3 protein-coding genes are annotated in these 2,994 nt (G+C 43.1%); 2 read left to right on the top strand and 1 reads right to left on the bottom strand.

Annotated features, from left to right (window positions below):
• The first annotated feature begins 120 nt into the window (after positions 1-120).
• Positions 121-1,134 carry an MBL fold metallo-hydrolase gene (locus tag CAG68_RS09305; protein ID WP_161441038.1) on the top strand — a complete coding sequence of 338 codons (1,014 nt, stop codon included), beginning with the start codon at positions 121-123 and terminating at the stop codon, positions 1,132-1,134.
• Positions 1,135-1,229: 95 nt separating this feature from the next.
• On the top strand, positions 1,230-1,574 hold the full coding sequence (locus CAG68_RS09300; RefSeq protein WP_005374212.1) for a DUF5329 family protein: 345 nt from the start codon (positions 1,230-1,232) through the stop codon (positions 1,572-1,574).
• On the opposite strand, the gene CAG68_RS09295 is transcribed toward CAG68_RS09300, so the two are convergent.
• The gene (locus tag CAG68_RS09295; RefSeq protein WP_161441037.1) at positions 1,542-2,441 is read right to left on the bottom strand and encodes a LysR substrate-binding domain-containing protein; all 900 of its coding nucleotides are present in this window, start codon (positions 2,439-2,441) and stop codon (positions 1,542-1,544) included. The genes CAG68_RS09300 and CAG68_RS09295 overlap by 33 nt on opposite strands.
• Positions 2,442-2,994 lie beyond the last annotated feature (553 nt).

The following is a 2,994-nucleotide window of genomic DNA, read 5'->3' as shown; positions in this document are numbered from 1 at the left end:
ATTTTACACTAAGTAGTTTACTTTTGATAATTAGAATGTAAACTGCACCGTGTAGTTTACTTTTGTTCGGGTTAACTTTTTATGAAAAAAATTTTGCTAGCCACAGTAGGAGCGTTCGCGATGGGTACATCCATGATTTCTTGTTCTAATGTTGATACTGAAAAAGCGCCAACATACCCGGACAAATTTGCAAATACAGAGTTGGAATACAAAAGCGGTTTGGGCGACATGTTCGAAATCATGAAAGCGTATTTTACGACTGGGCGCCTTAACCCAACACCAACGATTGAAATTCCAGTGCATGCGATCACAGCGCAGCAACTGTTAGAAGAGCAAGATGACGCCATCTATCGTCTGGGTCATTCAAGCGTATTAATGAAGCTCGATGGAAAACTGGTAATGACCGACCCTGTATTCAGTGATCGCGCGTCTCCTGTACAATGGGCAGGGCCAAAACGCTTTCACCAAACCCCCATCACGATAGAAGATTTGCCAACTATCGATGTGGTGGTGATCAGTCATGACCATTACGATCACCTAGATAAAGCTTCTATTAAAGTGCTAGGCGACAAGGTGGGCACTTTCTTGGTGCCGTTAAAAGTTGGCCAATTACTGGTGAATTGGGGTGTACCCAAAGAGAAAGTGATCGAACTAGACTGGTGGGAGTCACACTCTGTTGACGGCATTGAATATACACTAACTCCGACTCAGCATTTCTCTGGTCGAGGTTTGACAGACCGTGATGCGACGTTGTGGGGGAGTTGGGTTATCAATGCACAACAACACAAAGTGTTCTTCAGTGGTGACTCTGGTTACTTCAATGGCTTTAAAGAGATTGGCGAAAAGTACGGTCCGTTTGACTTCACCATGATTGAAACAGGTGCATACAATGAACTTTGGTCAGACATTCACATGTTCCCTGAGCAAAGTGTTCAAGCACACATTGATGTGCAGGGTAAAGTGATGATGCCGATTCACAACAGCACGTTTGATCTGTCGATGCACGATTGGAATGAGCCAATGCAACGCGCGTTAGATATTAGTGAAGAGCGCGGTGTAACGTTAGTGAGCCCTGAGATTGGTCAACGCTTGGCGATTGCGGAGCCTCAGCCTGCTCAGGCATGGTGGCAATAATTGCTGAGCTAAACAGCCAAACACCAGAATAGTTAAGTCACTTATCAGTAGTTACTATTAGTAGTTATGTGGTCAGGGATAAGGATAAAGGTGCGATGAAAGCAAAGTGGACGTTGTTACTTACATTAAGCATTCTGCCTACCTTTGCACTAGCAGGAGTAGAGCAAGATATCTCGACGTTGATAACACGAGTTGAGCAATCCTCTTGCACCTTTATCCGCAACGGCAAGTCGTACACTAATCAAGAAGCAGCAGAACACATGCGCAATAAATGGGATTACGCCAAAGATGACGTTGATTCCGTGGATGTGTTTATAAAAGAAGTTGCGTCGAAAAGTTGGTTATCTGGCAAACCATATTGGGTGGATTGCCAAGAGGAACGCATTACCAGCGAAGAGTGGCTAACATCATTGATGCGCACCACCGATCACATCCAATAACACTCCTTTGATGGTCTGATAGCGCAGAGGTAGAGCACGACTGCGCTTACGAACCAGAAATAGCTCTTCACATACAGTGTTTTTCAGTTGAGCAATGTATAACGTGTCTTTTAGTGGAAAATTGTCGACCGCACTTTGAGGCAGCACGGTGAAGCCAAGTCCTTTGCTGACAGGCAGCAAAATTTGGCTCAATTGATTTACGTAGCCGGATAATGGTAAATCGCTCATCTTAATTTCTTGGAGCTGTGGTTCTTCACATTGGTCAAAAAACAGCGTCATGTAATGCTCGGCATCAGGGTGGCTAATGACACCACAGTCATGCAAGAGTTGTGGCGTTATCTGCTTATTTTGATAATGCTTTGGCAGAACCAAGCACAACCTCTCTTTACCAATTCGCTCACTGTGAAACAGACCTTTGTTGGGAACATCAGTCACGATACCAATATCGATGTGCCCTTGCGTTATGGAGTTGAGAATAGATTGATTTGGCGCGGCTTCTAAATGTAACGATAAGCTCGGGTGCTGTTTTTGCTTCTCCAAAATGGGCCCATACAACATTAACGCCATTGCACCAGAACAAGCCAGTTTACAGTGGCCTGAAAACGCATCATCAAAACTGAGCTCTTCGAGCAGCTTCTTCTCTCTATCTTCTAACTCGAGCGCATATGCGTAGACAATCCTGCCTTGCTCGGTTAATTCGAAGCTTTTGTTTTCGCGCTTGATCAAGGCATGCTGACAGCTTTGCTCTAATTTTTTGATGTGTTGGCTGACGCCAGGCTGAGTCATAAAAAGTTTTTCTGCCGTTTGCGTAAAATGACCGACTTCAATCAATGTCTTAAATGTATGTAACCAAACAGGGTTAAGCATAGTGTGTGATTTTCTGAGAGCTTTGTTGGGAGACGTAAAGAAAATGATAGCACGGTGTTTTATGAAAACAGAGAAGACTTAAACGATAAAGATGAATCTTTATCAATACATTACAGACAAAATAAAACCCCGCCTGGTTTCCCAGACGGGGCTTATTCTTTTTCGCAGCAATCCAGCTACTAATAGGTGCTCCCTGCATCTATCCTTGATTGTGGCTAAGTCCTTTAACCGAGTTCCTTGTTCATCGCCTTCCTAGCGGTGTCCATTCTTGCCTATCATCCTGACGGGCGAACTCTATCCTAGAGCTTAACTACATCCTTGCTGACAACTCATCCTAAGCTATCAAATCTTCATCCTGAAGATACCCAATCCTTTAGGCTTTTTTCCTGTTCCCGCCAACATCCTGTCGACAAATTGAGTATTGATGTTTTGCTGATTTGACTCAATTAACTTTTCTAAATTATTTTTACTTATTATTTTAAGTGAATTTAAATATTACTGTTAAATCATATGTTTAATGTTTTTTCTGGCATTGCTCTTAGACGTGGTTAAT

The organism is Vibrio sp. V42_P2S4T144 (assembly GCF_009904715.1).
GTDB classification, from domain to species: domain Bacteria; phylum Pseudomonadota; class Gammaproteobacteria; order Enterobacterales; family Vibrionaceae; genus Vibrio; species Vibrio alginolyticus.
The sequence above is the reverse complement of the archived record's forward strand: the minus strand, read 5'-3'. Positions and strand labels throughout refer to the sequence as shown.